Here is a 25,388-nt window from a genome sequence, read left to right as displayed (position 1 = left end):
GCGAAGCTGGCAGGCATGAGCGTCGACACGTCCCGCACGATCATCGTTCTCCGGCACGCCAAGGCCGACTGGCCTTCGGTGCCCGACCATGAGCGGCCGCTCGCCGACCGGGGCCGCAAGGACGCCCCGAATTCCGGTCGCTGGCTGGCCGTCGCCGGTGTCGTCCCCGACCTGACCCTCTGCTCGACCGCCGCGCGGACCCGGGAGACCTGGAAGCTCTTCGCCCACGAGCTGCCGGAGCGCCCGCGGACGGTCTACGAGGACCGCCTCTACGAGGCCGCGCCGGGTCAGCTGATCGAGGTGCTCCATGAGCTGCCCGAGGAGGTGCGCACGGTCCTGCTGGTCGGCCACAACCCCGGCGTGCAGGGCCTGGCGGAGATCGTCTCCGGCGATTCCGAGGGCGACGCGCTGGCCCGCTTGCGCGCCTCCGGCTTCCCGACCTCGGCGGTCGCACTGATCGACTTCGCGGGCCCGTGGAAGGGCCTGGAGCCTGGCGTCGGCCGACTGCGGGCCTTCTATACGCCGAAGGACGGAGCCTAGGCAGGAGCCTGGGCAGCCCAGGAGCCTCGGCAGAACCTGCGCGACACCCACGCGACAACGCCGTGACCCCCGACGGAAGGTCGGGGGTCACGGCGTTGTCGTTCCTCCGATCGGGTGAAGCGGATTTCGAAGTGGATTTCACCCCCGCGCCCTTGCCCCGGAACCGGTCCGGTCTCCGTGGGCATGAAGATCAACATGCGGTTTCCGGTGATCTGTCCTGGAATCGCCAGCAGGGATTGATCACGAGAGGGGGCGCAGCCATGGGTGTCTGGGGGCTCCAGCTTTTGGGGACGGAGGGTCGGGGGCTCCAAGTTCGGGGGAGTCAGCTCGCCGGGCCCGGTGACTGGTCGCTGCTGTCCGGACCGCTGCCCGCCGTGCTGGCCGGACTGGGCCTGCTCTCGCTGGCCTGGCTGCTCTTCTCGCGCCGTCGCAACTGGTGGCTGCGCTGGCTGCCGCTCGCGCTGCTGCTCGCGGCCGGTCTGGCCTACCTGATCGTCGTCTGGGTCGACGACTGGTGGCAGCCGTTCCCCGACGGGCTGCCGACCCAGTCGGCGGTCTGGATCGGGGTCTGCGTGCTCGCCGTGCTGCTCTTCCTCTTCCGGCTGCCGCTGCTGCGCTGGCGTGGACGCATCCTCGCGCTGGTCGCCTGCCTGCTGGTGGTGGGCTTCGCGGGGAACAAGGTGAACCAGCAGTTCCAGCAGTACCCGACGCTCAGCACGCTGCCAGGACCGTGGCAGGCCAAGCCCGCCGAGCTGGCGATCGGCGACAAGGAGTCGACGCTCAAGGTCCCGGCGGGCAAAACCATCGCCGACGTCTGGCACAAGCCCGCCAACCTGCCCGCGCGCGGCACCCTCTCCACCGCGAAGATCCCCGGCAAGCTCTCCGGTTTCCCCGCCCGCGACGCGTACATCTGGCTCCCGCCCGCCTACGCGGCCAAGCAGCGGCCGCTGCTGCCGGTGCTGGTGTTGTTGCCAGGCCAGCCGGGGGCGCCGGAGGACTGGACGACCGGCGGGCAGATGGAGTCGATCCTGAACGCCTACGCCGCCGCCCATGACGGCCTGGCCCCGGTCGTCGTCGTGGCGGACCCGATCGGCTCGCAGTTCGGCAACACGCTCTGCGTCAACTCCAAGCTCGGCCAGGCCCAGACGTACCTTGCGAAGGACGTGCCGGACTGGATCCACGCCAACCTGCAGATCAGCCCCGGGCGGAAGGCCTGGACGGTCGGTGGCCTCTCCTTCGGCGGCACCTGCGCTCTCCAGCTGGCCGTCAACGCCCCGGAGGCCTACGGCTCCTTCCTGGACATGTCCGGCCAGGACGAGCCGACCCTCGGCGACCGCGGCAAGACCGTCAGCGCGGCCTTCGGCGGCGACGAGGCGGCCTTCCTCGCCGTCGACCCGCTCAGCGTGATGGCCCACAAGCGCTTTCCCGACACCGCCGGGGTCGTCCTCGTCGGCGACAGCGACACGACCTACGGGCCTCAGCAGCGCAAGGTCTTCGCCGCCTGTCAGCAGGCCGGCATGAACGTCGTCTTCGTCACCATGCCGGGCGGCCACAGCTGGGGGGTCTGGAAGGCCGGGCTGCAGCAGCAACTCACGTGGATCGCCAAACAGGACGGACTCAGCTCATGACCTCCTCGGCCGCCGAGACCTCAACCGCCGCCGAGCCGGCTGCCACACAGGCTCCCAGCCGGCTGCACAGGTTGACGGAGCGCCTCTCCTCCTGGCTCGCGGCCGCGGCCACGATCCCCAGGATCCTGGCGAAGGCGCCGCTGACGGTCACCCTTCTGGTCGCACTCTGGGTGATCGGCCTGGCCACCGGAAGCATCCGGCACGGCCCGAGCGACAAGCTGCTCTCGCATGTCGGGGTGGGAACCGACGCGCTCACGGACGGCAAGTGGTGGACCCTGTTCAGCTACGGCTTCTGGGCGTCGGGGCTGACGCCCTACATCGTCAGCACGGTGCTGGCCCTGGCGACGCTTCTGCCGGCCGAACGGCGCATGGGCGCCCTTCGGGCCGGGGGCATCTTCCTGCTCTGCCAGGTGGTGGGAGCCCTGCTCGGCATCGCCGCCATCGAGGTGGGCGCGGTGGCGGGCGACCTGTGGCTGAAGGATGCCGTGGGCGGGCTTTCCGTCGGGTCGAGTGTCGGACTCACGGGGGTGGGCCTGGCGCTGAGCGCCTCGCTCACGGCCTTGTGGCGACGTCGGACGCGCCTGCTGCTCATCACCGCAACCGTGCTGTTCCTCTTCTACGCCGGTGAGGTGCTGGACATCGCACGGGCCGGAGCGGCCTTCGTGGGCGTGGTGGCGGGGGTGTTGCTCTTCACGCAGCGGCGTTCGCTCAGGGACATCCGGCTGAAGCCGTCGTCGCACGCGGAGACCCGGGTGCTGGTGGCGCTGTTCGCGGCGACCTCGGCGCTCGGTCCGCTCATCACCTGGGTCACCGACTCGCAGTCGGGGCCACTCGCGATCTACAAGGATCTCTTCGTCGGAGAGGGGGCGCTCGCGAACGACGTCGAGGACGCCTGCGTCCGGACGTCGACGACGCCCGCGCTCTGTACGGAGCTCCGTTCCGAATACCTGATCACCCACAGCGTGGCCCAGCTGATGCTGCTGGTTCCGCTCTTCGTCCTGGTGGTGATCGCGCTGGGCCTGTGGCGGGCGCGGAGGATGGCCTGGTGGGCGGCGGTGCTCTTCGAGGTCGCGATCTTCGGGGTGACTCTGCGGTACTTCCTCTACACCCGCTCGGGCTTCGTGAAGGACTCGCCGGACCTCGTCACGCCCCTGACGATCTATTCGATCGGGCTGCTCCTCGTGCCGGTGGCTGTGCTGGTGGTGCTGGTGGTCACCCGGCGACACTTCCAGGTGCGGGCCGAGAAGGGCACGGCGCTGACCTTCCTGACCATCGCGGTCCTGGCCTTCCTGGTGGTCGGCGCGGCCTATATCAAGTTCGGCTACGACGCCCGCGATCAGTTCGCGCCCGTGCCCACCTTCCAGCAGATGGTCAGTGACTACCCCAAGCGTCTCGTCCCGCCGGCCTATCTGATCGCCTTCGAGACCAGAACGGCGGTCTTCGTCCCGGTGGGCGGCTGGGCCAAGGCGCTGTACGAGCTGGCCGGGCCGGTGTTCTGGCTGGTCACCCTCGCCGGCCTGTTCGTGGCGTTCTGGCGGGCCGGGGCGCGGCGGAAGGTCGACAACTCCGGGCAGGCGGAGGCGCTGCTGCTGAAGAACGGCGGGTCGACGCTCTCCTACATGACCACCTGGCCCGGTAACGAGTACTGGATCAGCCCGGACGGGCGCGCCGCTGTCGCCTACCGGGTGATCGGGACGACCGCGCTCACCATGGGTGACCCGTACGGCGAGCCCGACGCCCGGCACGTCGCCGTCGCGGAGTTCACCGCGTTCTGCGACGCGCAGGGCTGGTCGCCGTGCTTCTACAGCGTGACCGGGGAGACGAAGCAGGCCTCCGACGAGTTGGGCTGGTCCGCGGTGCAGGTCGCCGAGGACACCATGCTCGACCTGCCGGATCTGGCGTTCACCGGAAAGAAGTGGCAGGACGTGCGGACCGCGCTGAACAAGGCGGGCAAGGCCGGGATCACCGCCCACTGGTACACCTGGCCCACCGCGCCCGTCGCGATCCAGGAGCAGGTCCGGGCGCTGTCGGAGGAGTGGGTCGCGGACAAGGGTCTGCCGGAGATGGGCTTCACCCTCGGCGGCCTCGACGAGCTGGACGACCCCCGCGTGCGGATCCTGGTCGCCGTGGACGAGGAAGGCACGCTGCACGGCATCACCAGTTGGCTGCCCTGCTACCGGGAGGACCGGCCGATCGGCTGGACGCTCGACTTCATGCGCCGCAGCGGCGAGGGCTTCCGCGGCGTGATGGAGTTCCTGATCGCCACGGCCGCGCTCTCTTTCAAGGAGGAGGGCGCGGAGTTCCTCAGCCTCTCCGGCGCGCCGCTCGCGAGGATCGACCGGGGCGAGCAGGCAGTCCCGCTGCAGCGCGTGCTCGACATCGCGGGCAAGGCGCTGGAGCCGGTCTACGGCTTCCGCTCGTTGCTGGCGTTCAAGGCGAAGTTCCAGCCGGACTACCTGCCGCTCTACATGGCCTATCCGGACCCGGCGCAGCTACCGGCGATCGGCACGGCGATCGGCAAGGCCTATCTTCCGCACACGACGCCGGGTCAGATGGTCCGGCTCAGCCGTCAGTTCACCGCCAGCTCTTGATCACTGCTGATCACTGCAGGGGCTCCGCTGCCAGGCGCTGTGCCCGTCAGCGCGCGGGCGCGCCGAGGGCGTTGATCTCCGGGCTGGCCAGCACGCGTTCGCCGGCGCCGCGCAGACCGACGACGGCGAGCATCGCCCGGCCCAGGTGCTCCGTGGTCGTCACGTGCTTCGGCGCGAGCCTGGCGATCAGCGGGTAGGCGGGCCCGACGACGCTGTAGGCGGCGCGATACAAGCCGGTCTTCGCCCGCTCACCGTTTCTCGGCTGGATCCACCCGGGTCGGAACAGATACGCGATCAGGTCCGGGTCAGCCAGCAGCGCGTTCTCGGTCGCGCCCTTGACCCGGGCCCAGCCGACCCGGCCGTGCTCGGTGCTGTCGGTGCCCTCGCCGGAGACGTAGGTGAAGGTCAGCCCCGGGCTCGCGGCGGCGAGCGTGCGGGCGGCGGCGAGAGTGAAGTCGTAGGTGATCCGCCGGTACTCCTCGGCGCTCATGCCGACGCTGGAGACGCCGAGGCAGAAGAAGCACGCGTCGACGCCACGCAGTTGCTCGCCCAGCGGGGAGAAGTCGGTGAAGTCCGCGTGCACGAGCTCGGTGAGCTTGGCGTCGCTCCGGCCGAGCGGCGTGCGGACCACCGCGACGACCTCGGTGACGCGGTCGTCCAGCAGGCACTCGCGCAGCACGCCCTGGCCCACCATGCCGGAAGCCCCGAAGAGCACCACTCTCATGAGCGGAACGTTACAGCGCGCCCTTGCCGCTGGCGTCCGCACCCGCCGGGCGCGGCTCCAGAATCGTCACATCGGCCGGACGCTCGCGCAGGGCGTCCAGCTCCGGCCCGAGCTTGGCCAGGACGTCCCCGGCCGCGTGCGCGTCGAGGTCTGCCTGGCTGGCCCACTTCTCGAGGATCACGATCGAGGTCCCGTCCGTGTGCAGGGCGTAGAGCTCGCAGCCCGGCTCGGCGTGCACGGCGTCGATGTGGCGGCCGTAGGTGGCCAGCGCCTCCTCCAGCAGCCCGGGCTTGGGGTGCACCACGGCGGTGACGACGACTGACATGTGCGGCTCCTTCGAGGGTCGTCTGTTCCTGCCCGAGCCGACCGGCTCTGGCCAGGACATCTTCCCAGCGCCGCTTAGGCTGGCGCCATGGAGATTTGGATCAATCCGAGCTGCAGCAAGTGCCGCGTCGCCGTCGGATCGTTGGACGAGGCGGGGGTCGAGTACACCGTGCGCCGCTACCTGGAGGAGCCGCCCTCGCTGGCGGAGCTGGAGGCCGTGCTGGGGCGGCTCGGCCTGGAGCCGTGGGACATCACGCGGACCGACGAGCCGGTCGCCAAGGAGCTCGGCATGAAGGACCGTCAGGCCTGGCCGCGCGACGAGGCCTCACGTGGGCGGTGGATCGCCGCGCTGGCGGAGCACCCGGTGCTGATCCAGCGCCCGATCATCAGCGCCGACGACGGCACGACCGTGGTCGGCCGCACGGAAGAGGCGCTGGCCAAGGTCGTGCCTGGTCGGTAACGCGTGGCGCGTCGTACGCGGCCACTGCGAGGATGGCCGGATGCCGACTTTTCCTGCTCCTGACGGAACCCGCCTCGCCTACCGCACCGTGGGGGAGGGCGGGCCGCTGATCTGCCTCGCTGGAGGCCCGATGCGGGCCTCCGCCTACCTCGGTGATCTGGGCGGCCTGCCGACCGCCGCCGGGCGCTCGCCGGTGCTGCTCGACCTGCGCGGCACCGGGGAGTCCGAGGCTCCCGCCGACCCGTCGAGCTACCGCGCCGACCGGCAGGTGGACGACGTCGAGGCGCTCCGTGTCCACCTCGGTCTCGAGCGGATCGACGTGTTGGCCCATTCCGCCGGAGGGGACCTCGCGCTGCTCTACGCCGGCCGGTATCCGGAGCGGGTCCGCTCCCTGGTGCTGTTGACCGCCAGGGCCCGCGCGGCCGGGATCGAGTTCCCGCTGGAGGGTCGGCGCGAGGCGCTCGCGCTGCGCAAGGGTGAGTCCTGGTACGAGGAGGCGGTGCCCGCCTTCGAGCGCGCGATGGCCGGGGAGGCGACGGCGGGCGACTGGCAGTTCCTCGACCGCCTCGCCTACGGCCGCTGGGATACGGCCGCCCAGGCGCATGCCGCCTCCGGCGAGGACGAGTACAACGAGCAGGCCGCCGAGGCGTACCCGGGCCCCGGCGCGTTCGACGACGCGGCCGTGGTGCGCGAGGTGCTGAGCGGGCTCGACGTCCCGGTTCTGGTGCTCGCGGGCGAGGTGGATCCGTCACCGCGGCCCGCCAAGGCGGCGGAGATCGCCGCGATCTTCCCGCGTGCCGAACTCGTCGTCCAACCGGGCGCGGCGCACTTCCCGTGGCTGGACGGTCCGGAGTTCTTCCTCCGGACCGTCGGCGACTTCCTTGCGCGCAGCGGCGGTTAGTCCGCGGTAGCGATCAGCGTCTCGAGGTGGACGTCGGGGTTGCCCCGAAGGAAGCTGTTGAGCTGCCACTTGTCGCCGAACAGCGCGAGGATCGCGCCGTCCGAGCGGCGGGTGAGCGGCTCGCCGGTGACCAGGCGGGAGCGGTCCAGGACGGCCGCGCCCTCGGCGTCGGTGACGCGGGCGAGGGAGTAGGGCAGCCGGTCCAGCGCGATCGGGGACGAGAACTCGTGCTCCATGCGGTGCAGTACGACGTCGAACTGCATCGGACCGACGGCGGCCAGGACGGGGGCCTGGTCGCCGCGTCGGTCGGAGGTCAGGACCTGGACCACGCCTTCTTCGTCCAGCTGCGAGATGCCCTTGCGGAACTGCTTGGAGCGGCTGATGTCCATCGGCCGCGCCACCGCGAAGTGCTCCGGCGCGAACGCGGGCAGCGGCGGGAACTCGGCCTTCTTGCCGACGTAGAGGGTGTCGCCCACGCGCAGCGCGGTCGCGTTGATCAGACCGACCACGTCGCCCGGGTAGCAGGTGTCGGCGACGGTGCGCTCGGCGCCGAAGACGGTGTGCGCGTACTTGGTCGCCAGCGAGCGGCCGCTCGCGGCGCGGGTGACGTTCATGCCGCGCTCGAAGACGCCGGAGCAGACCCGGACGAAGGCGATCCGGTCGCGGTGCGCCGGGTCCATGTTCGCCTGGATCTTGAAGACCACGCCGGAGAACTCGTCCTCGACCGCGCGGGTGCCGCCCTTGGCCAGCTCACGCGCGTCGGGGGAGGGGGCCAGGTCAACGACCGAGTCGAGCAACAGCCGGACGCCGATGTTGGTCAGCGCGGAGCCGAAGAAGACCGGGGTGATCTTGCCCTCGCGGAAGGCCTGCGGGTCCCAGCCGGGGCCGGCGTCGAGCGCGAGCTCCAGCTCCTCCAGCGCGGTGCCCCAGAGCTCTCCCTGCTCGGCCTCGGCGCGGGTGGCGTCCATCCGCTCCTCCTCGGCCTCGTGGGTGCCGCCGGGGACGCGGGTGTAACGGAGGAACTCCTCGGTGTTGTCCGCCTGGACCAGTCCGCGCATGTTGCCCGCCCCGCCGACCGGCCAGACCTGCGGGACCGGGGTGATCTCCAGGATGTTCTGGATGTCGTCCAGCAGCTCCAGCGCCTCGCGGCCGCGGCGGTCCCACTTGTTGATGAAGGTGATCACGGGGACGCCGCGGTGGCGGCAGACGGAGAAGAGCTTGCGGGTCTGCTCCTCCAGGCCCTTGGCCGCGTCGATGAGCATGATCGCGCAGTCGACGGCGGAGAGGACGCGGTAGGTGTCCTCGGAGAAGTCGGCGTGGCCGGGGGTGTCGACCAGGTTCATCACGTGGTCGCGGTGGCCGAACTGGAGCGCGGCGGAGGTGACCGAGATGCCTCGGTCGCGCTCCAGCTCCATCCAGTCGGAGGTGACGCCGCGGCGGCCGCCCTTGCCGTGGACCGCGCCCGCCGAGGTGATCGCCTGCGCGTGCAGGGCGAGAGCCTCGGTCAGCGTGGACTTTCCGGCGTCGGGGTGCGAGATCACCGCGAAGGTACGGCGACGCGAAGCCTCCTGCAGGACGTGGGCAGCGGTGGCGGGGGAGTCGGTGCTCACGTCGTTCCTCAGGTCCTTCGGCGGTCAGAGTGGTGCGGGGCAACCGCACCACTCTACCGGGCTGCGGACCCCGACCTAGAAGACGATCAGGGACCGGCCGCCCTTGCCGGCGGCCATGCGGTCGAAGGCGGCCGGGATCTCGTCGAGCGTGATCCGGTCGGTGATCAGCGCCTCCAGATCCAGGCGGCCCGCCCGGACGTGCTCGGCGAGGATCGGCAGGTCGCGCTCGGGGACGCCGTTGCCGTAGACGCAGGCGGTCAGGGTGCGGGCGAAGTGGAACAGCTCCAGCGCCGAGAAGGACACCTGGTCGTCCTTGCCGCCGATGCCGACCACCGTCGTCCGCCCGCCGCGCCGGGTCGATCCCCAGGCAGCGCGGATGGTGCTGCTGCGGCCCACGCACTCGAAGGCGTGGTCCGCGCCGTGGCCGCCGGTGAGCTTGCGAACGGCCTTCGGGGTCTGCTCGTCGGCCAGGAGGAACTCGGTCGCGCCGTGGCGGCGGGCCAGCTCCTCCTTCTCCGGCGTCACGTCCACCGCGACGATCGGGCCCGCGCCGGCGATCCGCAGCGACTGCAGCACCGCCAGGCCCACGCCGCCGAGGCCGAAGACGACCGCAGACTCGCCCTCGCGCACGTGCGCGGCGTTGTGGACCGCGCCGTAGCCGGTCAGCACCGCGCAGCCGAGCAGCGCGGCCGAGGTGAGCGGCACGCCCTCGGGCAGCGGGATCACCGCGTTCGCGGAGACGAGGGTCTCCTCGGCGAAGGCGGCGACGCCGAGGCCCGGGTAGACGCCCGTGCCGTCCTTGAGGGCGGCGTACGTCTCGACCGACGCGGCGTAAGAGTTCTCGCACAGCCACGGCTCACCGATCGTGCACAGGTGGCAGTGGCCGCAGGCCGGGGCCCAGTTGAGCACGACGGAGTCGCCCGGCCGGACCGTGCTGACGCCCTCACCCACGGAGACGACGGTGCCGGCGCCCTCGTGGCCCAGCACGACCGGCGTCGCGGCGCGCAGCACGCCGTTCGAGAGGGAGAGGTCGGAGTGGCAGACTCCGGCCGCCGCGAGGCGGACCCGGACCTGGCCGGGGCCGGGCTCGGGCAGCTCGATCTCGGTGAGTTCCAGCGGGGCTCCCACGGCGGGAAGCAGGGCGGCGCGGACCGTCGTCACGGGGAATTGCCTTTCGTGGGGAGGTGAGGGCGGGTGCGTGGTCGTCGCGGTCGTCAGAACTGGAGCGACTTGGGCTGGAGGAACTCCTCCAGGCCGTGTCGGCCCAGCTCGCGGCCGACGCCGGAGCCCTTGTAGCCGCCGAACGGCGCCAGCGGGTTGAAACGGCCGCCGTTGATGTCGATCTGCCCGGTGTCCATTCGGCGCGCGAACGCGACGGCCGTCTCCTCGTCCGCCGCCCAGACGCCGCCGGCCAGCCCGTACTCGGTGCCGTTGGCCAGCTCCAGCGCGTTCTCCTCGTCGCGGTAGGCGAGCATGCACAGGACCGGGCCGAAGATCTCCTCCTGGGCGACGGTCATCTCGGCGCTGACGTCGGCCAGGACGGTCGGCCGGACGTAGTAGCCGACCTCGCAGCCCTCGGGCGCGTCCACGCCACCGGCGACGAGGCGCGCCCCGGCGTCCAGGCCCTGCTGGATGTAGCCGCGCACGCGCTCGCGCTGCTTGGCGTTGACGACGGGACCGACGCGGGTCTCGGCGCTGGTCGGGTCGCCGGGGGCGTACTTGGCGGCGGCCTTCGCGGCGATCGCGACGGCCTCCTCGTACTGGTCCTGGTGGACCAGCAGCCGGGTCCAGGCGCTGCAGGTCTGGCCGGAGTTGGCGAAGACGTTGCCGATGTTGACGTTGACGGCGCGGGCGAGGTCGGCGCCGGGCAGCACGACGTTCGCGGACTTGCCGCCGAGCTCGAGCGCGACGCGCTTGATGCCGCGACCCGCCTGCTCGGCGATGGAGCGGCCGACGGCGGTGGAGCCGGTGAAGGAGACCAGGTCCACGTCCGGGTGCGCGGCGAGCGCGGCGCCGGCGACGGCGCCGACGCCGGTGACGAGGTTGAACACCCCGGCCGGCAGCCCGGCCTCGTGCACGATCTGCGCGAAGAGACGCGCGACGAGCGGAGTGTCCTCGGCGGGCTTCAGCACGACGGTGCAGCCTGCGGCGAGGGCGGGGACGACCTTCGCGACGATCTGGTGCAGCGGGTAGTTCCACGGGGTGATCGCTGCGACGAGGCCTGCGGGCTCGGCGTAGACGGTGGAGTTGCCGACGCGCTCGGTGAACTCGTAGTTCGCGAGGATGTCGAGGTAGGTGGTGGCCACGCCGAGCGGCAGGGCCGCCTGGACGGCGCTGGCGAAGCCGATGGGCGAGCCGAGCTCGGCGGTGACCGTCTCGGCGATCTCGCCCTGGCGGGCGGCGAGGCCGTCCCGGATCGCGGTCAGGTACCCCAGCCGCGTCTCGGGGCTGGTCGCCCCCCAGGCACGCTGCGCGCTGCGCGCGGCGGCGACGGCGGCGTCCACGTCGTCGGCGGTGCCGGCGGGGACGACGGCGAGGGGCGCCTCCGTGGCCGGGTTGACCACGGTGATGGCCTCCTTGCCGCGGGAGGGCTGCCAGCTGCCGCCGATGTACTGGTCGGTGTAGGTCTCCACCGGGTGTCCCTCCGGGCGATCGTCTGTTAACTAGCGATGCTAGTTAAGGCCGTGAGGATCAGAGATGCAAGGTGATGCGTTGCACTCTGCCAAGGGGCGCGGGGAACTGCGCGAGTAACCACCGGCGTGCGAATGGCCCTGCACGTTCGGGGACTCACCTGGGCGGGTGGCTGGCCGCGCACGCAGTTCATTCAGCAGAGCCCCGCGCCCTTGGAGGTGCAACCGCAGGCGGCAGCGAAGGCCCCGCTTGTCGCGCCCACGCAGGGGGCACCTCCCGGCCGAAGGCTGGGGGAGGAGCCGCGTATGAGCAGAGCCTCGCGCCCCTGAGGTGTTGCCATCTCACGCCAGCGCGCGGGCACCCGTGAGTTCGAGGCGGACCACGCAGCCCGCTTCCGTCGCTCTGACCTCCACGCTTTCCGCGATCTGGCGGGCAAGCCACAAGCCCTCGCCCGGCCTCGGTCCTTCCGGGCGCGGCAGGCGGTAGCCGAGGAGGGGGTCGTCCAGGGAGGAGTCGCTGGGCCGCAGGCCCGGCTGTACCAGTTCCACCGCCACCCGCCGCCCCCGCGCCCACAGCGTCAGTGAGGCCGGCGCCGCGTCCGGCGAGGGGGAGTCGACCGACGCGTGGCCGAGCAGGCGGGCGACCTCCGCCAGGGCCACGACGAGCAGCTCCGCGCGGTCACCAGTCAGGCCCAGCGCAGCGGCATGCTCGGTGACGAAGCCGCGCAGTTCCGCCGTCGCGGGGGTGACGGTGTGCCAGAGCATGACCGCCGCGCCGTGCGGCGGCGGGGTCAGCGCCGGGCTGTCGTCGGACGCGGCAGCAGGCGTGCGCGGGTCGACGTACTCGGGCGATGGCACGCGCTCGACGCCGTGGCGGAGCTCGGGGTGGGTGCGGCGAGCGTCCGCGAGGACGCCCGGCGGGGCGACGCGGGTGTCGTACGGGCAGACCATCCAGATGTTGGTGTCGCCCAGCAGCGCGTTCAACAGCGATTCCATCCGCCGCCACGCCGCCGCCTCGGCGGCCGAGCGGCCGGCCCAGACCGGTTCGGCCAGGATCCGGACGTGCCGCGCGGCCGTGCCCGCGGACGCCGAGCGCCAGTATCGCTCGTATGCGGCGACGCGCTGCGGCGGGCGGCGCCCGAAGTACGCGGTCTCGGCGAAGTCCAGCAACTCGGCACGCTCTCCGAGTGCCTCGCTCAGCAGCTCCAGATTGGCCGAGGTCGTCGCGGCCAGGACCGGCTCGCCCAGCCGGAAGCCCTCCTCGACGAAGGGGACCGCCGTCGCCAGGAACTCCGCGTCGCTGCCGTAGAGGCAGGCCTGGTGGCGGAAGTCGGGATGAGGAGAGTGGAACGCGCTGGACGCGTCCCATCCGGCCATCCGGATCAGACGGCGCAGGTGCGGTGCGGGGCGTTCGAGGTGGAGCGCGCGCCCGTCGGCCAGCTCCTGCCGGGCGGCGACGAGCAGCCGCAGGCCCTCCAGGTCGACGAAGTCGAGACCCGACATGTCGACATGGACATCCGTGGACTGTGCCGCGCTCTCGGCGACCACCGCGTCCAGCGCCTTGGCCAGCGGGGTGTGGCCGGTCTCGCCGACCGTGCCGGAGAGCCCCAGCCCGGGGGAGTCCCCGTGTCGGCGACGGATCACCAGCTCGCCGTCCTCGAAGACCGCGTTCTCCTCGGCGCGGCCCGCATGGGCGCGGTCGAGCGCGTCCATGTCGGCGGCGGCGAAGGAGCGGTGGTCGTACTGGCACAGCGCGAGCACCTTGCCGTCGACGGCGAGCGGGGAGACGGCCTGCTCGTAGGCGATCACCTCGTCGATGCTGACGCCGTGCCGGGCCACCCAGCCCGTCTCGCCGGTGACCCGCAGCAGCCGGTAGCCGTCGGCCTCGGTCTGCCGGATGAAGGCGTCCATCATCGCGACCGTGCGGTCGATGTCGAAGCGGCCGTCGGCGAGATACGTCTGTTCCGCACCGGCGACGACCAGTTGGCCGGAGGCGCTGTGGCCGGCGACGTCGATGCCCGCGGCGGTGAACGTGGCGAGCACGCGGGCGAGGGCCGGGCCGTCGTCCTCGGTGATGTAGAGGACCTTGTCGCCGCTCGTCAGGCCGTCCCGGACGAAGGTCGTCGTCACCGCGGCGCGCTCGCGCTCGTCCCCGAAGACGAAGCAGAGGTGGTCGTTCGGCCGGATCTCACCGACCTGGACGGTGTTCGGCGCGGCGGGGCGCGAAGCGGCGGTGCGGGGCTGGACGGCCATCGGGGCCTCCTGCGGTGACGCGGTGCGCGACGGGAGCGCGCGGCTGCCACCAACATAGGACGGCGGGGGCCGCCCGGTCAGGGCTTTGGCCAGACCGTCTGCCAGACCGTCGGTCGGCCGATCGCGGCCGATCCGCCAGGCGATCCGGGCTGTTCGCGTGGGCGGGGCGAACCTCCTGACGACATAGACTCGACGAATGCGATCGGATGCACGGGACGAGGCGGCCCCAGTGAAGGCGAAGCGCGTGCCCCGGGCACAGCGTGAGCAGCAGATGCTGGACGCGGCTGTGATGATCTTTTCCCGCTCCGGCTACCACGCCGCGTCCATGGACGAGATCGCCGAGGCCTGCGAGGTCTCCAAGCCGATGCTCTACCTGTACCTGGGGTCCAAGGAGGAGCTCTTCGCCGCCTGCATCCGCCGCGAGGCGGACCGCCTGATCGCGGCCTTCGCAGGAGCGGCCGATCCCTCGCTGGACCCGGGCGATCAGCTCTTCCGAGGGCTGACCGCATTCTTCGCCTTCGTCGCCGAGCACCGCGACAGCTGGATAGTCCTCTACCAGCAGGCCCGCGCCCAGGGCGAGCCGGTCGTCGAGGACGTCGCCTCGGCCCGTCGCGAGGTCGTCACCGCCGTCACGACGCTGCTGCGGCGCGCGGTCCGCGACGCCGTCCGGGAGGAAGGCGTCCCCGGTCCCCGTCCGGGCGAGGGCCGGGGCCGGGGCGAGGCGGCGGCCATGGCGCAGGTCATCGTCGGCGCGGCCGACGCCCTGGCGGGGTGGGTCCTGGACACCGGCCCGGAGCCTCCGGAGGAGACCGCGCGGCGCCTGATGTCGGTCATCTGGATCGGCCTGGAACCGCGTCTGCGCGGCGCGCGCTACGGCGACTGAGCCCGGACCCACCGGCCTGTCGCCCCTCGATCCGTCGTCGACCGGCGGATTCGGGCCGAGCTCACCCGAACGGGCGGTTCCCGGCCGACACGCGACGGGCCGGGAAGACCGCAAGGGTTGACGTGTCGTCACGGCACTAGCCTGGCACCTCGGCTGTGGTCGAGGTCGCGGAAGGCGGCGAGGGCGGTGCCAAAGGCGAGGTCGCGTCTCCGTGCATTCCTGTTCGCGGTGGCGGTGGTCGCGATCGCCCTGGGTGGGACGCTCGGATCGTATGCCCTCTACCTCCGGTTCGCGGCCGGACCCGCCCCGAGTGCTTCACAGTTGGCGAGCACCCAGCGGCTCGCTACGGAGCTGGCCCACGGGTCCGGCAGGAGCACTCCCGGGCGCGGCCCGGCCCTGCCGGGACAGGCCACGGCCGTAGTGCAGATCCCGGCGCTCGGCCGCAGCTGGCAGTATCCGGTCTACGAGGGCACCGGGGAGGACGAACTCGGCAAGGGCCTGGCTCACTACATCGGGACAGCCGGTCCGGGCGAGGTCGGCAACTACGCGCTCGCCGGACACCGCTCCTCGCTCGCCGGTTTCGAGCCCTTCGCCGACCTGCCGGACCTGGTCCACCCGGGGGACGAGGTCATCGTCACCGCCCCGGCAGGCGTTTTCCGCTACCTCGTGACCGCGACGGAGAACGCCACCCCTTCGGCGGTTCAGGTGCTCGCTGCCGACCAGGGCCGCGGTGCCGACCCGAGCCGGCGGCTGATCACCCTGACGACCTGCACCCCCCGCTTCGGTCACTCCGGTCGCTTCATCGTGTTCGGTCAGTTGGCGCGGCCGGGGGAGTGAGTTTCCCCGCCCGTTCGGTCGGTATCGGTGCGTCGTGGCAAGTCGTCAGGTTCTCGGACCATTTAGTGATTGTTCGGCAGGACCTCGCCCTGCGTGACCGCCGCAAGGGTGGCGCGCCGGCGTTTCGTTGATGAGTTGACGAACAGTCAGGAGCAAATCACCCATGTTGATCACTTCGAGTCGGACGCCCCGCGGGGTCAGACGCGCCGCCTTGGCCGGTTCGGCCGTCGCCGTGCTGGCACTGGCGGCCCCGGTAGCCGCCTGGGCCGCGCCGCCGCCCGGCAACAACGGGCACATCCAGATCCACGACGAGGGAACCGGCGTCAACGTCGACAGCAATGACCCCGATGTGGGCTGCTTCTACATCGACGCGTTCGACTTCGACAACAACCAGGCCCTGAGCTGGTCGGTCTTCACCGGCACCGCGGGCATGCCCGGCACGCAGGTGGCCGCGGGCACTGCCACGTTCACCGTCACGCCCCCTGCCGGTCAGGACATCTCCGGGCCGATCGCCCTGCCGCAGGGCATGTACGTCGCCTTCGAGGACGACTCGATGGGCCGCAAGACCAAGGAGTTCAAGGTCACCTCGAACTGCAACGTCGGCGTCCCGATGGTGAACGGGAAGGTTCTCGGCGTGGCCGGTGCGATCGTCGCCCCCGGCCTGATGGGCTATGTCTTCTGGCGCCGCCGCAACAGCGCGGCCTGAGGACGCCCGTCGTGCAAAGGCAAGGATCCGTCGCCGTCGTCTTCGGCACCCGGCCTGAGATCGTCAAGCTCGCGGGCGTCGTCCAGGCGCTGGGCGAGCGCTGTCAGGCAATCTGGACCGGGCAGCACTACGACGAGACGCTGGCCGGCGACATCTTCCGCGGTCTGGGCCTGCCGGATCCCCAGGTCCGGCTCGCCGGTGTCGGCGGACTGGACCGAGGCCGCCAGATCGGGGCGGTGATCACCGAGTTGTCGCAGCGCTTCGCGGTGGCCCGCCCGGATGTGGTGATCGTCCAGGGAGACACCAACTCCACCTCGGCCGGTGCTCAGGCCGCGCACTACCACGGGGTGCCCGTGGTCCATGTGGAGGCGGGTCTGCGGTCCCGGGACCGGGCCATGCCGGAGGAGATCAACCGCCAGGTGGTCGGCGTTCTCGCGGACGTCCACTGCGCCCCGACCGAGGAGGCCGTCCGTAACCTCCTCGCCGAGGGTGTGCCGGCCCACCGGGTGCACCTCACCGGCAATACCGTGGTCGAGGCGGTCCACCTGTCGCTGCCGGCACCGGAGCTGGCCAGATCCCTGCCGCGGCGCTACGGGCTTCGCCCGGGCGGCTACGTCCTGGCGACGATCCATCGGCCCGAGAACACCGACGATCCGGAGCGCATGGCCCGGATCCTCCATGAACTCGGGGCTCTCTCGATTCCGGTGCTCTTCCCTGCTCACCCCCGTACTGTGCGCGCCTGCGAGCGCCACGGGCTGGGCCGCGAGCTCGCGGCGCTGGGTGTGGTCCCGCCTGTGGACCACGCTTCGTTTCTGGGCCTGGCCCAGCACGCCGCCCTGCTCGTCTCGGACTCCGGCGGTGTCCAGGAGGAGTGCACGGTCCTGAAGAAGCCCTTGATCGTCGTCCGCAACAGCACCGAGCGCCCCGAAGCGGTGGAGTCCGGCTTCGCCGCGCTCGTGCGCCCCGGACCGCTGATCGGCACGACGGCCCGGCGCCTGCTCGGCGACCCGGACCTGCCGCGCCGACTCGCCGCCCGACCCTCGCCCTACGGGGACGGTCGCGCGTCGGGGCGGATCGTCGCCCTGGCGATCGCCTTGGCGGACCGCGCCGGTGCCGGACACACAGGTACCGGGCACACCGGGCCCGCGCTCGCCGCCGACCCGATCAAGCCGCCGGAACCGCGGCTTGCCGGCCAACGGGAGCCGCAGCCCACGGTTCACGTCTGACCCCGCACACCTCTCACCGAAAGCGAGCCTCCTGCATGTATCGTCCTCCCCCCATCGGCGGCGGTGTGCTGGCAGCCACCGGCGCCAGCCTGATGCCGCTTCAGTTCGCGGCCGTGTCGCTCCTCGTACCCGGACTGCTCCTGCTCGTGCTGCTGCTCGCCCGCAGCAGGCGCACCTCGCACCGGCATGACTGAGAGTCTCCGGTCGGCCACGGCGCTCGGACGCCGGCCCAGCCCGCGCCGCGTCGCGGGTTGGGTCGTCCGGGCGCCGGTGTCGGTGCTGTTGCTCGCGTCCGCGGGTGGGCTGGCAACACGGAATGCCTGGTTCCGCGGCCTGGAGTCCGTGGTCGCCGGACCGGTGGTCCGGTTCTGCACGTCCAGCGTGGTGATGGTCCGCCCGGCGACGGACACCGTCTTCCTCGGCCTGTACACCCCGCGCGTCTACGGCCTGACCATCACGCCCGAGTGCACGTCCGCCCTGCCCATCGCCGCCCTGCTCGCTCTGGCCGGCGCCGTCGCCCTGCCGGGTCGGTTCCGGCTGCCCCGGATCGGCGTCGCCCTGCTCGTTGCCGCGGGCGGGATGTTCGCGGTCAACCAGCTCCGGATCGTCATGATCGCCTGGGCCGCTCACACCTGGGGGGCGGCGGGCTACGGCTGGACCCATGCCACCGTCGGCTCGCTGCTCATCCTCGTCGGGATCGCCGCCGCGATGGTCGCCTTCTTCGTGATCTGCGGGGGAGGCACCCCCTCCGCTCCAACTCCTCCCAGGACTCCGAAGGGACGCTGACCCGATGACCTGGCCCGCCTTCAGTGCGATCGCCCTCGTCGTGATCTGCTTCGCCGCCGCCTACTCCGGGGGCGTCATGGTCCTCGGCATGCTGGAGTGGCGCCGACGCGGGTTGAACCTGCCCGAGCAGAGCGACGCCCGCTACGGCCGGCCCAGTCTGGGCAGAGCATCGGACGACCCGTACTGGGTCTACTACCTGGTGCCCTGCCTGAACGAGGCGGCCGTCATCCAGGCCACGGTCCGTGGCCTGACCGGCCCTGAGCGCAGCACCCTTGTCGTCATCGACGACGGCTCCGACGACGCCACCTCGCAGCTCGCCCGGGAGGCCGGCGGCGCGGATCTGGTGCTGCTCCGCCGTGACCTGCCGAACGCCAGGAAGGGCAAGGGTGCAGCCCTCAACGCCGGGCTCCTGGTCGTCCGCGAGTTGGCGCGCGAACGCGGCCAGGACCCCGCCCAGGTGATCGTCTGTGTGATGGACGCCGACGGACGCCTCTCCGACGGCGCGCTGGCCAGAGTGCTCCCGCACTTCGACGACCCGCGCGTCGGCGGGCTGCAGTTGCCCGTGCGGATCCGCAACCGCACCTCGATGCTTCTCTGGTACCAGGACTTCTGCTTCTGGTCGCTGGCCGCGATCTCGCAGTGCGGTCGCGCCCGACTGCGCACGGCGAGCCTCGGTGGCAACGGACAGTTCAGTCGGCTCAGCGCGCTCGAACAGCTGGGAGAGCGGCCGTGGTCGCCCTCGCTCACGGAGGACCTCGACCTGGCCGTCACGCTCGCCGTGAACGGTTGGCACCTGGAGACCGAGCCCCGTGCCTCGGTCAACCAGCAGGGCGTCGACACCCTGCGCCGGATGCTGAACCAGCGGGTGCGCTGGTACCAGGGCCACATGACCTCCGGTCGCCGGATCACGGAGGTCTGGCGCTCGCCCCACCTCTCCAACGCCGGCGCACTGGAGATCGTCGGCTACCTGCTCATCCCCTGGGCCGTGGACCTGCCGTGGAGCATCCTCTTCCACATCGGCTGGTACCGCTTCCTCTCCCGGGCGCCGCAGATCTTCTCCTTCGTGGACGGCTGGTCCACCGGCCTGCTCGGTGGCCTCTTGTGGTACGCGCTGTCGTTCCTGCCCTGTCTGCTCGGCACCTGGCTCTGCCTGCGCCGCTCCGGTGACGTCGGCTTCTGGCGCGCCTTCGCACTGGGCCACAACTTCGTGTTGATGAACTACATCGCGTTCGTCTGCGTCTGGCGGGCCCTCTTCCGGATCCTGCTGCGCCGGCAGGGCTGGGCCAAGACCGTGCGGGTCGACGAGACAGCGCGCGTGCCCGAACCGGCCTCGGCGGGGGCGACCGCGCCTGCCGAGGCCCTGCCGACAGCCGGCCGCTGAGACATCCGCCGCCCCCACGGCTGCGGTCGCGGGGGCGGTGCAGGGGATCGCCGGGGGCGCGTCAGATGACCGGACCGAAGGCGCAGAGCACCGGCAGTCGGTGGGCCGGGTCGAGTGCGTTGGCGACCATGATGGCCACCCCTGAGTCGTAGGCCAGGCCGATGTGGCCCACCGCGTCCAACCAGCAGGTGTCCTGGACGGTCACGTTGTGCACGCCGGGCTCGTCGACGAACTCGGTCCCGTACGGGGTGACCAGGGCGTCGGTGCGGGAAGCGATGATCGTGTAGTCGATGCCCGGCTGAGCGATCGGACCGCTGGTGAGCGGGCCGATCAGGCTGCCGTTCGCGGTGATCTCGGTGCAGGCGGCGCAGCCGGCCTGGGTGAGTACGCCGTCGACCTGTGAGCGGATGCCGAGGTCGTCCGCGATGGTGATGAGATCGGCGAAGGTGGTGCCGTGCGTCGGCGGCGCGAGGGCGACGACCTTGGCGATCTTCGCGGCGTAGCCGGGGAGGAACTTCGGGATGTAGAGCGACTGGAAGCCGCCCTCCGAGTGCCCGACGACGTCGACCTTGCCCGCACCGGTCGAGGTCAGCACCTGGTCGATGACGCCCGCGATCTCCTTCGACGACTGCTCGATCGGAACCAGCCCGCCGACCGGGATGCCCGGCACCGCCTCGCCGTACGTGGGCGCGTAGACGCAGTAGCCGGCCAGCGCCAACTCGGGCCCGAGGGTGGCGAAGTTCCCCGGTCCGTTGCCACCGAGCCCGTGCAGCAGCAGGACCGGCTCGGGGTGCGCCGCGGAGGGGTGGCAGGACCAGTCGTTGAACCCGGACGAGCTGCCCGTGGTGCCGGCGTGCGCTGTTCCCGAGGCCGAGAAGATCAGCAGTCCGGCGCAGGCGGCCAGGAGTGCTCTGTGCAGCAGACGGCGACGCATCGTGTCCTCCGGGCGGGGAGTGGAAGGGTGCTGGTGCCTGACATGACAGCACGACTTCATTTTCCCAACAAGGCATCTTGTCAGCTTTGCTGAAAGTGCGTCAGGGCATCGGTAGAGTCCCGGACGTGACATTGCCGAAGGATCGCCCGTCAGGATCGGCTCGACGCATCAGGGGTCTCGGCCCCGACGAACGCCGTGAGCAGAGGAGGCGTCAGCTACTTGACGCGGCATTGGAGTTGTTCGCGGAGCAGGGCTACGCCTCCACTTCCATCGAACAGCTCTGCCAGCGCGCCTACGTAGGAACCAAGGGCTTCTACGAGATCTTCGACAGCCGCGAGTCCTGCTACATCGCCCTGCTCAAGGACGTCACCGCACACACCGAGGCCCTGGTCACCGCCCGCTTCGACGCCGGCGCGGACGAGGGCGCGCTGGTCGCGGCCTTCGCCCGCGCCCTGATCGACGACCCTCGCGTCGCCCAGGTCGCCTTCGGCCACGGCGTCGCGGTCTCCCCGGCGTTGGAGCGCGAGCGACGCGCCAACCGCCGCTGGGCGGCGCGCTTCGTCGTCCGCATCTGGCGCAGCCACGGGGTGGTCGACGTCGTCCCCGAGGCGGACCTGCTGCGCCTGGCCACCGGCCTGATCGGCGGCCTCTTCGACCTGATCGCCGACTGGCTGCTCGACGCGGACCCCGCCGAGCCGACGGCGGTGTCCGCGCTGATCCACGACCTCGACGCCTTCTACGCCGCGGTCCGCCGGGGGCTCATATCTCGGTGACCGACGTCGCTCACCGACCCAGCGCCGCCATCGCGGCGTTGTGGCCCGGGATGCCGCTGACGCCGCCGCCGCGGGGCGCGCCCGCGCCGCAGAGGAGGAGGTTGGCCGCGTAGGGGGTGCCGACGCCCCAGCGGCCGGCGGAGGGGGAGGCGGACTCGGCGGCCTCCGCGAACGGGAGGGTGAGCGGGCGGTGGAAGATGTTGCCGCCGGGGAGGCCGAGGTCGGTGTCGAGGTCGAGCGGGGTGCGGGCTTCGACGCAGGGGTTGCCGTCGGAGTCGTGGGCGAGGCAGTCGGCGAGAGGTTCGTCGAGGACGGCGTCCAGCGGGGCGAGGACGGCGCGCAGGGCGGCGGCGCGGTCGTGGGCGGGGAAGAGCCGGGCGGGCTGGTGCAGGCCGAAGAGGGTGAGGGTCTGGTAGCCGCGTGCCTGGAGCTCGGGCCCGAGGATGCTCGGGTCGGTGAGGGAGTGGCAGTAGATCTCGGAGGGGGCCGGGCTCGGGAGTGAGCCGTGGGCGGCCTGCTGGTAGGCGGTTTCCAGCTCGCGGTAGGACTCGGCGATGTGGAAGGTCCCTGCGAAGGCCGCGCGGGGGTCGACGGAGCGGTCGCGCAGGCGCGGGAGCCGGGTCAGCAGCATGTTGACCTTGAGCTGAGCGCCTTCGACCGGTTCGGCCGCGGCGTCGGAGGTGTCGCCGACGAGACGGGCGAGTTCGCGCGGGGCGGCGTTGCAGAGCGCCCAGCCCGCGCTGATGACGCGTTCGCCGCCTCGGGAGTCGGTGAAGCGGACCTCGGCGGTGCGGCCGTCGGCCTGGACGGAGGTGACCTCACAACCCGTCAGGATCTCGGCCCCGGCCGAGCGCGCGGCGGACTCCAGGGCGCCGGAGACCGCGCCCATGCCGCCCACGGGGACGTCCCAGTCGCCGGTCCCGTTGCCGATCACGTGGTAGAGGAAGCAGGCGTTCTGGCGCAGCGACGCGTCGTGGGCGTCGGCGAAGGTACCGATCAGCGCGTCGGTGAGGACGATGCCGCGCACGAGGTCGTTCGAGAAGGTGGCTTCGACTGCTTCGCCGATCGGGCGCTCGAAGAGCTGCTGCCAGATCTCGTCGTCGCCGACGAGCTTGCGCAGCTGGTCCCGGTCGGGGAGCGGCTGCGTCAGGGTCGGGAAGACGGCCTCGGCGACGCGCTGCGTGCGGGCGTAGAACGCCCGCCAGGCGGCGAACTCGTGGTCGCCGCCGGTCAGCGCGCGGAAGCCGGCCGCCGTCGCGTCCGGGTCGCCGTTGTCGACGAGGAGGCCACGGCCGTCGCCGTAGGGGGTGTAGGAGGAGTAGCGGCGGCGGCGCAGCTCCAGCTTCAGCCCCAGCTCGTCGACGATCTTCTTGGGCAGCAGGCTGACCAGGTAGGAGTAGCGCGACAGCCGGGCGTCCACGCCCGCGAAGACGCGGGACGAGACCGCTGCGCCGCCGGCGTGGTCCTGCCGCTCCAGTACGCAGACGCGCCGTCCGGCGCGTGCCAGATACGCGGCTGCGACCAGCCCGTTGTGCCCGCCGCCGATCACCACGGCGTCATACGCGTTGCTCATGGGGAACGTCCTACCAGCTCAGGTGCCCCCGGCAACAGGGTTCAGCGCGCCATCCGGAGCTGGAGCCAGCAGGAGAGGCGGTCGTCCGGGTGGTCCAGGTCGAGGCCGAAGAGTTCGCCCGCGCGCCGCAGGCGGTACTTGAGCGTGTTGGGGTGGATGGTCAGTCGGGCCGCCGCGTCGCCGATGTTGCCGACGGCGTCCAGCCAGGCGGTGACCGAGGCGGCGAAAGCGGTGCCCTTGGCGCGGTCGTGCTCCAGCATCGCGTCGATGCCCGGGTGGCGCAGGCGCGGGCGGCGGGCGAGTTCGTCGGCGACGTGGGCGAGCAGGACCCGGGTGTGGGTGTCGCGCAGCGTCGCGAAGGCCGGGGCCTCCAGGTCGGCGGTGATGACGCGGAGGATGTCGTCCACCTCGGCGCGCAGCTCCGGCAGCTCCTCCGGGCCGAGCGCGATCCTGGCGGCGGCGGCGCGGAGCGGCGTCTCGACGCTGCGGGTAAGGACAGCGGCGGCCTGCTCGCCCAGCCGGCGCGCGGTCGCGAAGGCGGAGACCTCGTCGTCGAGCGGCAACAGCACGTAGACGGTGCGGCCGACCGTCGCCACCGACGCTTCCGCGTGCACGGCCGGCCAGTGCCGGGTGGACGCGGCCGCGAGGCGGACCAGCAGGTCGTCGCCGCCCGGAAGGCCCGGAAGGCCCGGAAGGCCCCGGCGCACCGGGGACGTCGGGGCCGACCAGCGGAGCGAAGCCGAGCAGGGCGAGCTCTGCCGCCTGGTCGGGCGGCACTGCGAGTCCGGCGATACGCTCAGCGCCGGCGTCCCGCTGCAGGACCCGCGCGTCGGCGACCTGATCGCCGTGCCGGTCACCGGCGCGTACACCTACGCGCTCAGCAACAACTACAACGGCGCGCGCCGGCCCCCAGTCGTCTTCGTGAGCGACGGCGAGCACCGCGCCGTCGTCCGCCGCGAGACCTACGCCGACCTGATGCAGCGCGACCTGTAGCAGGACCCGTAACGCCCCCCACCACAGCCCTCGCGTCCCGTACCTCACGTCCGGGACGCGATCCACCCTGCCCACCGGACCAGCGAGAGGTCACCTGCCATGCCCCCGAACGATGTGAGACTCCGTCAGCAGCTGCTGCGCCGCAAGCCGGTCTCGGCCTTCCTGGCCGACTCCGAGCAGGCCGAACACCACCAGGGCGGCGGGCTGCGCCGAACCGTGGGCACCTTCCAGCTCACGATGATCGGCGTCGGGGCGACCATCGGCACCGGGATCTTCTTCACCCTGAGCACGGCTGTCCCGCAGGCGGGACCCGCCGTCATCCTCTCCTTCGTCTTCGGCGCGATCACCGCCGCGCTGACCGCGCTCTGTTACGCCGAACTCACCTCGGCCGTGCCGGTCTCCGGCTCTTCCTACTCCTACGCCTACGCCACGCTCGGCGAGTTGGTGGCCTGGGTGGTCGGAGCCTGTCTGCTGCTGGAGTACGCGGTCTCGGGCGCGGCGATCGCGGTCAGCTGGGGCCAGTACCTGAACGACCTGACGCAGCGGCTGTTCGGCTTCACCATGCCCGCCGCGATATCCGCGCCGCCGGGGGCGGGCGGCTACGTCAACCTGCCCGGCGTCGTGCTCGTCGTCCTGTGCTGCCTGCTGCTGATGCGCGGCGCGAAGGAATCGGCCGTCGTCAACACCGTCATGGTGCTGATCAAGCTCGCCGTGCTGGTGCTCTTCATCGTCGTGGGCGTCACCGGCTTCAGCTCCGCCAACCTGCACCCCTTCGCGCCGCTCGGCATCGCCGGGATCAGCGCGGCGGCCTCGTCGGTCTTCTTCTCCTTCATCGGACTCGACGCCGTCTCCACCGCCGGCGAGGAGGTCAAGAACCCGCAGCGGACCCTGCCGCGGGCGATCATCGGTGCACTGCTGGTGGTCACCGCCTTCTACTGCCTGGTCGCCCTGGTCGGCGTCGGCGCACAGAAGTGGACGCTCTTCAACGGCCAGGACGCGGGCCTCTCGGCGATCCTCCAGCGGGTGACCGGCCAGAACTGGCCCGGCGCACTGCTCTCTGCCGGTGCGGTGCTCTCCATCGTCAGCGTCACCCTGGTCGTCATCTACGGGCAGACCCGCATTCTCTACTCGATGAGCCGTGACGGCCTGCTGCCGCCGGTCTTCCGCAAGGTCAGCCCGCGCAGTGGCACTCCGGTCGGCAACACCCTGATCGTCGGCGGGTTCATCGCCGTGCTCGCCGCCTTCGTCCCGCTGGACTGGCTGGCGAACCTCACCAGCATGGGCACGCTCGTCGCCTTCGCCGTGGTCTCCGTCGGCGTGGTCGTGCTGCGCGTGCGTGAGCCCCAGCTGCCGCGTGGCTTCAAGGTGCCGGGTTACCCGGTCGTCCCGATCGCCTCGGTGCTCTTCTGCCTCTACCTGATCTGGAACCTGCCGGTCGACACCTTCGTGCTCTTCGCCGGCTGGCTGGCGCTGGCCCTGGGCGTCTACTTCGGCTACAGCCGCCGCCACTCGCGCCTCGCGCGCGGCGAGCAGCAGACCGCCACACCGGAGCCGGTGCTCGCCGACTGACCTCCGGCTCGACCCTTCACGTCGCCGCACCCTGCCGTGGACCGACAGGGTGCGGCCACGTGGCGT

Annotated in this window: 24 protein-coding genes; 15 read left to right on the top strand and 9 right to left on the bottom strand. The window is 71.7% G+C overall.

Features of this window, described 5'->3' with window-relative positions:
• The first annotated feature begins 15 nt into the window (after positions 1 to 15).
• From ABIA32_RS03635 to ABIA32_RS03625, 3 genes are all read left to right on the top strand, one after another.
• Positions 16 to 540: a histidine phosphatase family protein gene (locus tag ABIA32_RS03635; protein WP_370092294.1), complete on the top strand. Its 525-nt coding sequence runs from the start codon at positions 16 to 18 to the stop codon at positions 538 to 540.
• A gap of 260 nt (positions 541 to 800) precedes the next feature.
• Complete coding sequence (locus ABIA32_RS03630; RefSeq protein ID WP_370092292.1) at positions 801 to 2,168, top strand: alpha/beta hydrolase; 1,368 nt, start codon at positions 801 to 803, stop codon at positions 2,166 to 2,168.
• Positions 2,165 to 4,759 (top strand): phosphatidylglycerol lysyltransferase domain-containing protein, encoded by a 2,595-nt coding sequence (locus ABIA32_RS03625; protein WP_370092290.1) that lies wholly within the window; start codon positions 2,165 to 2,167, stop codon positions 4,757 to 4,759. Before ABIA32_RS03630 ends, ABIA32_RS03625 begins: the two co-directional genes overlap by 4 nt.
• Positions 4,760 to 4,805: 46 nt before the next feature.
• Here ABIA32_RS03625 and ABIA32_RS03620 read toward each other — a convergent pair whose 3' ends face one another.
• Complete coding sequence (locus ABIA32_RS03620; RefSeq protein WP_370092288.1) at positions 4,806 to 5,483, bottom strand: NAD(P)H-binding protein; 678 nt, start codon at positions 5,481 to 5,483, stop codon at positions 4,806 to 4,808.
• A 10-nt stretch (positions 5,484 to 5,493) separates the two neighbouring features.
• Positions 5,494 to 5,808, bottom strand: a complete 315-nt coding sequence (locus ABIA32_RS03615) for a putative quinol monooxygenase (protein WP_370092286.1) — start codon at positions 5,806 to 5,808, stop codon at positions 5,494 to 5,496.
• Between the two features lie 87 nt (positions 5,809 to 5,895).
• On the opposite strand from ABIA32_RS03615, the gene ABIA32_RS03610 reads away from it, so the two are divergent.
• Together ABIA32_RS03610 and ABIA32_RS03605 are read left to right on the top strand one after the other, a co-directional pair.
• Complete coding sequence (locus tag ABIA32_RS03610; RefSeq protein ID WP_370092285.1) at positions 5,896 to 6,267, top strand: arsenate reductase family protein; 372 nt, start codon at positions 5,896 to 5,898, stop codon at positions 6,265 to 6,267.
• Between the two features lie 40 nt (positions 6,268 to 6,307).
• A complete protein-coding gene (locus ABIA32_RS03605) occupies positions 6,308 to 7,168 on the top strand; it encodes an alpha/beta fold hydrolase (protein WP_370092283.1) in 861 nt (286 codons plus the stop codon).
• Here the strand turns inward: ABIA32_RS03605 and ABIA32_RS03600 are convergent.
• The 4 genes from ABIA32_RS03600 to ABIA32_RS03585 form a co-directional block, all read right to left on the bottom strand.
• Positions 7,165 to 8,778 (bottom strand): peptide chain release factor 3, encoded by a 1,614-nt coding sequence (locus tag ABIA32_RS03600; RefSeq protein WP_370092282.1) that lies wholly within the window; start codon positions 8,776 to 8,778, stop codon positions 7,165 to 7,167. The two genes, ABIA32_RS03605 and ABIA32_RS03600, sit on opposite strands and share 4 nt — an antisense overlap.
• Before the next feature lie 75 nt (positions 8,779 to 8,853).
• The gene (locus ABIA32_RS03595) at positions 8,854 to 9,939 is read right to left on the bottom strand and encodes a Zn-dependent alcohol dehydrogenase (RefSeq protein ID WP_370092281.1); all 1,086 of its coding nucleotides are present in this window, start codon (positions 9,937 to 9,939) and stop codon (positions 8,854 to 8,856) included.
• A gap of 53 nt (positions 9,940 to 9,992) precedes the next feature.
• Positions 9,993 to 11,411 carry an aldehyde dehydrogenase family protein gene (locus ABIA32_RS03590; protein ID WP_370092280.1) on the bottom strand — a complete coding sequence of 473 codons (1,419 nt, stop codon included), beginning with the start codon at positions 11,409 to 11,411 and terminating at the stop codon, positions 9,993 to 9,995.
• Between the two features lie 339 nt (positions 11,412 to 11,750).
• Positions 11,751 to 13,661, bottom strand: a complete 1,911-nt coding sequence (locus tag ABIA32_RS03585) for an anti-sigma factor RsbA family regulatory protein (protein WP_370092279.1) — start codon at positions 13,659 to 13,661, stop codon at positions 11,751 to 11,753.
• A gap of 196 nt (positions 13,662 to 13,857) precedes the next feature.
• Between ABIA32_RS03585 and ABIA32_RS03580 the strand changes: the two genes are divergently transcribed.
• From ABIA32_RS03580 to ABIA32_RS03550, 7 genes are all read left to right on the top strand, one after another.
• Complete coding sequence (locus ABIA32_RS03580) at positions 13,858 to 14,544, top strand: TetR/AcrR family transcriptional regulator (protein WP_370092278.1); 687 nt, start codon at positions 13,858 to 13,860, stop codon at positions 14,542 to 14,544.
• A gap of 321 nt (positions 14,545 to 14,865) precedes the next feature.
• A complete protein-coding gene (locus ABIA32_RS03575; RefSeq protein ID WP_370092277.1) occupies positions 14,866 to 15,381 on the top strand; it encodes a sortase in 516 nt (171 codons plus the stop codon).
• 163 nt (positions 15,382 to 15,544) lie between these two features.
• Complete coding sequence (locus tag ABIA32_RS03570) at positions 15,545 to 16,087, top strand: hypothetical protein (RefSeq protein WP_370092276.1); 543 nt, start codon at positions 15,545 to 15,547, stop codon at positions 16,085 to 16,087.
• Positions 16,088 to 16,098: 11 nt separating this feature from the next.
• Positions 16,099 to 17,313, top strand: a complete 1,215-nt coding sequence (wecB, locus tag ABIA32_RS03565; protein WP_370092275.1) for a non-hydrolyzing UDP-N-acetylglucosamine 2-epimerase — start codon at positions 16,099 to 16,101, stop codon at positions 17,311 to 17,313.
• A gap of 35 nt (positions 17,314 to 17,348) precedes the next feature.
• The gene (locus tag ABIA32_RS03560) at positions 17,349 to 17,507 is read left to right on the top strand and encodes a hypothetical protein (protein WP_370092274.1); all 159 of its coding nucleotides are present in this window, start codon (positions 17,349 to 17,351) and stop codon (positions 17,505 to 17,507) included.
• Positions 17,500 to 18,099: an exosortase/archaeosortase family protein gene (locus tag ABIA32_RS03555; protein WP_370092273.1), complete on the top strand. Its 600-nt coding sequence runs from the start codon at positions 17,500 to 17,502 to the stop codon at positions 18,097 to 18,099. The genes ABIA32_RS03560 and ABIA32_RS03555 overlap by 8 nt, the downstream gene beginning before the upstream one ends.
• 4 nt (positions 18,100 to 18,103) lie before the next feature.
• Entirely contained in the window at positions 18,104 to 19,480 is a 1,377-nt protein-coding gene (locus tag ABIA32_RS03550) for a glycosyltransferase (protein WP_370092272.1), read from the top strand.
• Positions 19,481 to 19,541: 61 nt separating this feature from the next.
• Here ABIA32_RS03550 and ABIA32_RS03545 read toward each other — a convergent pair whose 3' ends face one another.
• Positions 19,542 to 20,414 carry an esterase/lipase family protein gene (locus tag ABIA32_RS03545; RefSeq protein ID WP_370092271.1) on the bottom strand — a complete coding sequence of 291 codons (873 nt, stop codon included), beginning with the start codon at positions 20,412 to 20,414 and terminating at the stop codon, positions 19,542 to 19,544.
• Positions 20,415 to 20,539: 125 nt separating this feature from the next.
• Between ABIA32_RS03545 and ABIA32_RS03540 the strand changes: the two genes are divergently transcribed.
• Positions 20,540 to 21,187, top strand: a complete 648-nt coding sequence (locus ABIA32_RS03540; protein WP_370092270.1) for a TetR/AcrR family transcriptional regulator — start codon at positions 20,540 to 20,542, stop codon at positions 21,185 to 21,187.
• Positions 21,188 to 21,197: 10 nt separating this feature from the next.
• Here the strand turns inward: ABIA32_RS03540 and ABIA32_RS03535 are convergent, their stop codons facing one another.
• Together ABIA32_RS03535 and ABIA32_RS03530 are read right to left on the bottom strand one after the other, a co-directional pair.
• The gene (locus ABIA32_RS03535; protein ID WP_370092269.1) at positions 21,198 to 22,760 is read right to left on the bottom strand and encodes a phytoene desaturase family protein; all 1,563 of its coding nucleotides are present in this window, start codon (positions 22,758 to 22,760) and stop codon (positions 21,198 to 21,200) included.
• Positions 22,761 to 22,801: 41 nt separating this feature from the next.
• Complete coding sequence (locus ABIA32_RS03530) at positions 22,802 to 23,356, bottom strand: PucR family transcriptional regulator (RefSeq protein ID WP_370092268.1); 555 nt, start codon at positions 23,354 to 23,356, stop codon at positions 22,802 to 22,804.
• Between ABIA32_RS03530 and ABIA32_RS03525 the strand changes: the two genes are divergently transcribed.
• Positions 23,337 to 23,753 (top strand): hypothetical protein, encoded by a 417-nt coding sequence (locus tag ABIA32_RS03525; RefSeq protein WP_370092267.1) that lies wholly within the window; start codon positions 23,337 to 23,339, stop codon positions 23,751 to 23,753. The genes ABIA32_RS03530 and ABIA32_RS03525 overlap by 20 nt on opposite strands.
• 99 nt (positions 23,754 to 23,852) lie before the next feature.
• Positions 23,853 to 25,322: an APC family permease gene (locus tag ABIA32_RS03520; protein ID WP_370092266.1), complete on the top strand. Its 1,470-nt coding sequence runs from the start codon at positions 23,853 to 23,855 to the stop codon at positions 25,320 to 25,322.
• Positions 25,323 to 25,388 lie beyond the last annotated feature (66 nt).

The organism is Streptacidiphilus sp. MAP12-20, assembly GCF_041262525.1.
Classification (GTDB): domain Bacteria; phylum Actinomycetota; class Actinomycetes; order Streptomycetales; family Streptomycetaceae; genus Streptacidiphilus.
This window is presented reverse-complemented; position numbering and strand designations above follow the sequence as displayed.

What these genes read in the sequence shown, in the direction of transcription:
- ABIA32_RS03635 (WP_370092294.1), top strand. Translation starts at nt 16, where the DNA reads ATGAGCGTCGACACGTCCCGCACGATCATCGTTCTCCGGCACGCCAAG.
- ABIA32_RS03630 (WP_370092292.1), top strand. Translation starts at nt 801, where the DNA reads ATGGGTGTCTGGGGGCTCCAGCTTTTGGGGACGGAGGGTCGGGGGCTC.
- ABIA32_RS03625 (WP_370092290.1), top strand. Translation starts at nt 2,165, where the DNA reads ATGACCTCCTCGGCCGCCGAGACCTCAACCGCCGCCGAGCCGGCTGCC.
- ABIA32_RS03620 (WP_370092288.1), bottom strand. Translation starts at nt 5,483, where the DNA reads ATGAGAGTGGTGCTCTTCGGGGCTTCCGGCATGGTGGGCCAGGGCGTG.
- ABIA32_RS03615 (WP_370092286.1), bottom strand. Translation starts at nt 5,808, where the DNA reads ATGTCAGTCGTCGTCACCGCCGTGGTGCACCCCAAGCCCGGGCTGCTG.
- ABIA32_RS03610 (WP_370092285.1), top strand. Translation starts at nt 5,896, where the DNA reads ATGGAGATTTGGATCAATCCGAGCTGCAGCAAGTGCCGCGTCGCCGTC.
- ABIA32_RS03605 (WP_370092283.1), top strand. Translation starts at nt 6,308, where the DNA reads ATGCCGACTTTTCCTGCTCCTGACGGAACCCGCCTCGCCTACCGCACC.
- ABIA32_RS03585 (WP_370092279.1), bottom strand. Translation starts at nt 13,661, where the DNA reads ATGGCCGTCCAGCCCCGCACCGCCGCTTCGCGCCCCGCCGCGCCGAAC.
- ABIA32_RS03580 (WP_370092278.1), top strand. Translation starts at nt 13,858, where the DNA reads ATGCGATCGGATGCACGGGACGAGGCGGCCCCAGTGAAGGCGAAGCGC.
- ABIA32_RS03570 (WP_370092276.1), top strand. Translation starts at nt 15,545, where the DNA reads ATGTTGATCACTTCGAGTCGGACGCCCCGCGGGGTCAGACGCGCCGCC.
- ABIA32_RS03560 (WP_370092274.1), top strand. Translation starts at nt 17,349, where the DNA reads ATGTATCGTCCTCCCCCCATCGGCGGCGGTGTGCTGGCAGCCACCGGC.
- ABIA32_RS03555 (WP_370092273.1), top strand. Translation starts at nt 17,500, where the DNA reads ATGACTGAGAGTCTCCGGTCGGCCACGGCGCTCGGACGCCGGCCCAGC.
- ABIA32_RS03550 (WP_370092272.1), top strand. Translation starts at nt 18,104, where the DNA reads ATGACCTGGCCCGCCTTCAGTGCGATCGCCCTCGTCGTGATCTGCTTC.
- ABIA32_RS03545 (WP_370092271.1), bottom strand. Translation starts at nt 20,414, where the DNA reads ATGCGTCGCCGTCTGCTGCACAGAGCACTCCTGGCCGCCTGCGCCGGA.
- ABIA32_RS03535 (WP_370092269.1), bottom strand. Translation starts at nt 22,760, where the DNA reads ATGAGCAACGCGTATGACGCCGTGGTGATCGGCGGCGGGCACAACGGG.
- ABIA32_RS03520 (WP_370092266.1), top strand. Translation starts at nt 23,853, where the DNA reads ATGCCCCCGAACGATGTGAGACTCCGTCAGCAGCTGCTGCGCCGCAAG.